We start from the raw sequence: 4,792 nt of genomic DNA on the forward strand, positions 1-4,792 counted from the left end.
CCTACATAAGACGACGATCTGAGCGCTTTTTGATCGATGGATCGCTTCAAAAAACAGCGAGGTCTGTAGTCGGCCAGAAATACGTGGCTACTTCAGACCATCCGTAGAGCTTTGCGGCAATTTTGTAGCCGCGAAGCGGTGGAGAAATTGTCCGGCAAAAGCGACTGGTTATGTAACAAACCCCAATATTGCATTCGTGAGCTCCGGCATAATCACAGACTCTGCTACGAAAAGATAAATAAGCAAGCTCAAAAGCTTAACGAAACTGCCCGCCACACCGCGTGTCTTCTGAGTAAAATAAAGCAAAAGCGCGGGCAGACCTATGATACTTGTAGCCAGAAACACAATGGCGAATTGCAGGCTTACGAATGCGGAGCCTGCGGCGAAGAACAAGCATCCGGCCATAACCCAGTAGATAAAAAAGTCTTTCTGTTCGAGGGGGAAAGGAATCTTCACGGCTGCTGGCTTCTGCTTGTTACATAACGTTTGGTTAAGGGGCCGGCTTTAGCCGGTCCCGAGTGAGCGAAGCGAGCGACTTGAACCATTTGTTAGGAAATGGCCTGCACGATGTGCTTCGTTATCTTTTGCCAAGGCCGGGGGCGCCACCCTGAACGGGGCGTTTTCCAGGGGTGACTTGTGTTTTAAATTTTTCAAGTTGATCTCGTTTGCTTTTGACTTCCTTGATTTGTTCTTCTTTTCTTCGAGATTTAGCGTTTTTGGCTAGAATTTTACCTGCCGCTTTTACGCGAGCTTCAATTTGAATTAGAGCCTCTTCAAAGGTAATGCCGGTTTCTGCTGCTAACTTGCTAGCACGCTCACGCCGTTTGGATTCGCGATATGCGGAATTTTTGCCCATAGCAGAACCTTTAAGCTACTCCCTAACGTTTGGTTAAGGGGCGGGCTTTAGCCCGTCCCAGAGAGCGAAGCGAACGATTTGAACCAGTTGTTAGGCATTGCGCTTACTTGAATAGCTCTGGAACTATTGCCTTGCTGGTTTCAGACATTTCTTTTCGTAGGTTATTTTCGGCGATCTCAAGTGTCGACATGCATGTTTTAAATTTGTCCTCGAATCTCTGCTTGTTATTTGTCTCTTTTAGCTCATTAATAAAGGCAGAAGCTTTTTGCATGGATCGACCTGTTTCTTGAGTAAATTTATTGTCATCATTAAAAGCTACTTGAGCATATGCGATTGATGCCGTTGATAGGTTCTTAGAAAATTCTGCTTGTTTTGTATTGGCTTGGGATAGAAGACCGAACAAAGCGCCGCAATCTGACAGTTTTTCCCCTATTCTTACCCGTTCAGCATCTTGGGCGGCGGCCAGGTGCTGCATCTGCAAAGCAACCAGAATGGCGAATATATATTTGATTTTGGAGTTCATGGGTTATTGCCTAACGTAGAGCTAACCGGCGCTGCGCCGTTTTATGGCGCAGCGTCCAGCGACCAAAGGGAGCGAGGTTGAGCGCCGGGTTAGGGCGTTACTTCCGAAAACTCAGGGGCTTGAAAATGCTGAGCCTAGCCGGTTACTCACTCCACCGGTCGTCAATGAGTGTGTTTCCGCTGTTATCTTTTTGAACAAGGTGAAAGCTTCGACGAAACGGCGCCTTAATAGAGGTATGTTCTATGTATTGTACTGAACTAGTGACTTGCCCCTGAGGGTCAATTGCCGAATAAAGCTCAACTTCCTCTTGACCGAGATTCCCCTTCTCATACTTCCTGTCGAATCGAAGCGTTTCACCTTCTTCGAGTTTTAGTTTATCTTTCCACATATTTGTATTTCCTTCTGCCTTCCTAAATTGATGGAAAAAGAATAACCCTAACGCCGCACTCTGCGGAAAATTTTGAGCGCAGCGGAAAATTTGTCCGACAGCAGTGCCTTGTTATGGCTTACTCTCTCAACAACCATATAAACATTACTCCAAGTGGTGTTAATAGCGCAGATAAAAATAGCCATGCAGAAGTAGTAAACAAACTATACTTAAGCGCTGCTATTCTTGAATTGATAACTATCTGTTCAGCCATTTTTTCGGCTACTTTATTATCATTGCTGCGCGATATGCCTAAAAGCTTAAGGTAACTATAAGAATCATATTTACACGCATCAACAAAGTAGAACGGGTTGTCATCATTGCTCTTTTCATTGCTCTTTAGCCAGAACGGCTTTTTTAGCCTTGGTATAAACGAACTTAATGCAATCACTAATGAAATGAAGGAAAAAGAAAAAAAGGCCGCAAGGTAAAATAGTAAATAGCTAGGCACTTCATCTAAATTCACTACTATTCTATTTACTCCAAACATAACAGAACAAACAACAGCAATGATCGCACCATTTTTCGCTTCCGCAAACTTAAGCCATTCATTGGTCTTTGAAAGAGTCTTGTCTAATAAATCAATTTCGTCTTTATTCATAGATCTTCAACCACTGAAAAGATGACATCCCCACCATAAATATCGCCATCATAGTCTCTGACATCAAGGTTCCTCTTTGACCACCAACCATTTTTAATGGAGTCAGCATTTGGTCTGGCTTTCTTAAAACCATCAAATACAGATTTAGTAAAAAGTATTGGGCTGTGAGTCTCAGAATGAGACATAGTTGTTTTAAAAAATGTATTAAAATGCTCATCTTTGTGCTTTAGCATCCTAGAGCTTGTTGGTTCCAAGTCGTCGACAAACTGCTCATACGGTTTACTTTGCCAATGCCAATCCTTGATGTATGGGTAATAGTTACCCTGGTGAATTGCAGGGATGGTGTAGATTTCAGTTTTATGCGCGAGGTCTGTTAGTCTTGATGCTGTATTTGCAGGCTTTCCAAGCCAAACAAGACTTCGGTAAAACTCTTTTTCATCTCCCTGTCGAATTGCACCCGACTTAGTAATCAGCATCTTTCCATAATCAATTCCTATTCCTGCGCGAAATTCAAATGACGAAATTCGTTTATTGAGAATGTGCTTGCATACACTATTCATTAAAATTGCTGTATCAATTGCATTTTCAAAGCATTTCGCCTTATCAAATACAACCATTACACGATCACCTACGATATTCCTAACATGGCCACCATAGTAACGAGCACATGCAATCATAGTGCGAACAAAACTTGAGTACATTTTTGCAAGGGTTTTTGGCTGTCGTTCTGCACTTATCTTCGCGGAACTCCTAATGTCTACATAAAGAACGCAGCTTTCTAGCAGCTTACATTTTTTCTTTTTAGTATCCAGATTATCGTAGGTAATACTTGCGTCTGAAAAAGATGGTACAAATTCTGTTTCGATTATTTCGACTTCAAAATCAGAGGATGTCACAACTTTTACGCTGTCATCCAAGTCTTTCAAAAAATCCTTTAATGCCACAGGAATTCCTTAGTAGCCATAACGATTAAGCTAACGGGCAGACAAAAGCGCAGCTTTTGGCTGTCCAGCGAACGAAGTGAGCGATAGTTAAGCGCATTGTTAGCTTTACTTTGCACTGCGGGTTTGCGGGAATAGATTTCGAGCAATTATATAAAGAAGCCCTATGAATTGAATTGGTGTTTCAATTATTAGGGCAGTAATTGCTATTTCGGAAATTCCCCAGTTGTAAATTGCGTCGAGGATAACTATTGCGTATGAGGCCACTGTAAAAATGCAGGTTAGAACAAGAAAGGCAATGCCAAAATTCACCTTTAACTTTCTGTCTAGCTCATTTGTTAAGAGTGTGTCGAATGTTTCTGGATCGACATCTAGTTTGGCCAGTTCCCGCATCAGCTCTGTTTTTTCCTCAGCCAGAGATTTTTTCCTCTCGCTGGAAATAACGATGTCGGGGAATGGGAAGAAATTCGCGGACATTATATTTGCCACCGCTTTAGCCAGTAGCGGTGTAGTGACTTTTGTAATGGTCACTATGTCTCCAGCAATTGAGTTGCTAGCTGACTCGCTTCCCTTTGCTGTTGTGTCCTTGATGTTTTCGTCGGTCACGAAGTTTTCCTAGTGAAGCTAACGTTTGGTTAAGGGGCCGGCTTTAGCCGGTCCCGAGTGAGCGAGGCGAACGACTTGAACCAATTGTTATATGGCACCTGCATGAAAGCGACTATGCAAGCGACATATTTCATCGACTATTGGCTGCGCCTCAAATTTGTGGCCGAGTATTTCGAATATTGCCGTGTCAACGTAAAAGGCTCTAAACAAGTGTACTGGCACGCCTTGGCTATTAATGGAGCCACCTACGTATGCAGGTATGACATGACCAACAATTGGCTTACTATTTAGGTATATATCGAGATTCTCATCAAAATGTTCCAGTTTATTTCTTAAGTTTCTATCGCGCAGGGGGCTTTCATCGGAAAGCTCTAAGAGCTGCTTTAACTCTAGCCCCCGATTGGCGTGTAAATTTTCTTTACCTGCCTTGGATGGCCAGGCATATCTGGATATAGCGGCTGCGTGTACGAATATATTTTGCAGATGGTTCAAAATTGCGTCTTGTAACTCCCCGTCTATTTCGTAATTCCCTTCTGCTTCGTTTGTCATTGAGGCAAACTCAGCGAGGAAATCTTGATCTTGCCCAGCAGTCGTGGACACAGGTTTAAGCACTCATCCGGGCCTCGAAGGCCTCCGGGCTGATGTGCCCCAGCGTGCTGTGTCGCCGCTGGCGGTTGTAATCGGTTTCGACGTATTCAAACACGGTTTCACGCATCTGGGCGCGGCTCGTGAAGCGCTCGCCGTGGATGCACTCGACCTTCAGGCTGTGGAAGAAGCTCTCTGCACAGGCATTGTCGTAGCAGTTGCCTTTGGCGCTCATGCTGCATCGCAAGTGATG

General features: G+C 43.7%; 8 protein-coding genes. All 8 read right to left on the bottom strand.

The features are described from left to right. Positions 1–168 precede the first annotated feature (168 nt). Positions 169–456: a hypothetical protein gene (locus tag H165_RS0117780; RefSeq protein ID WP_017940279.1), complete on the bottom strand. Its 288-nt coding sequence runs from the start codon at positions 454–456 to the stop codon at positions 169–171. 121 nt (positions 457–577) lie between these two features. Then, positions 578–856 (bottom strand): hypothetical protein, encoded by a 279-nt coding sequence (locus tag H165_RS19640; protein ID WP_155943637.1) that lies wholly within the window; start codon positions 854–856, stop codon positions 578–580. Positions 857–959: 103 nt separating this feature from the next. Next, positions 960–1,379 carry a hypothetical protein gene (locus H165_RS19645; protein ID WP_155943638.1) on the bottom strand — a complete coding sequence of 140 codons (420 nt, stop codon included), beginning with the start codon at positions 1,377–1,379 and terminating at the stop codon, positions 960–962. Positions 1,380–1,885: 506 nt separating this feature from the next. After that, complete coding sequence (locus tag H165_RS19650; RefSeq protein ID WP_155943639.1) at positions 1,886–2,407, bottom strand: Pycsar system effector family protein; 522 nt, start codon at positions 2,405–2,407, stop codon at positions 1,886–1,888. Continuing rightward, on the bottom strand, positions 2,404–3,351 hold the full coding sequence (locus H165_RS19425) for an adenylate/guanylate cyclase domain-containing protein (protein WP_169333541.1): 948 nt from the start codon (positions 3,349–3,351) through the stop codon (positions 2,404–2,406). Before H165_RS19425 ends, H165_RS19650 begins: the two co-directional genes overlap by 4 nt. Positions 3,352–3,456: 105 nt before the next feature. Further along, entirely contained in the window at positions 3,457–3,954 is a 498-nt protein-coding gene (locus H165_RS19655; protein ID WP_155943640.1) for a hypothetical protein, read from the bottom strand. Between the two features lie 87 nt (positions 3,955–4,041). Beyond that, positions 4,042–4,554 (bottom strand): hypothetical protein, encoded by a 513-nt coding sequence (locus tag H165_RS19660; protein ID WP_211206296.1) that lies wholly within the window; start codon positions 4,552–4,554, stop codon positions 4,042–4,044. A 4-nt stretch (positions 4,555–4,558) separates the two neighbouring features. Then, on the bottom strand, positions 4,559–4,792 hold a 234-nt coding region (locus tag H165_RS0117795), incomplete at its 5' end, for an IS3 family transposase (protein WP_155943642.1).

This window comes from Pseudomonas thermotolerans DSM 14292, from assembly GCF_000364625.1.
GTDB lineage: Bacteria > Pseudomonadota > Gammaproteobacteria > Pseudomonadales > Pseudomonadaceae > Aquipseudomonas > Aquipseudomonas thermotolerans.

Excerpts from the sequence above, each read along its gene's own strand:
- H165_RS19640 (WP_155943637.1), bottom strand. The coding sequence starts at position 856 with ATGGGCAAAAATTCCGCATATCGCGAATCCAAACGGCGTGAGCGTGCT.
- H165_RS19645 (WP_155943638.1), bottom strand. The coding sequence starts at position 1,379 with ATGAACTCCAAAATCAAATATATATTCGCCATTCTGGTTGCTTTGCAG.
- H165_RS19650 (WP_155943639.1), bottom strand. The coding sequence starts at position 2,407 with ATGAATAAAGACGAAATTGATTTATTAGACAAGACTCTTTCAAAGACC.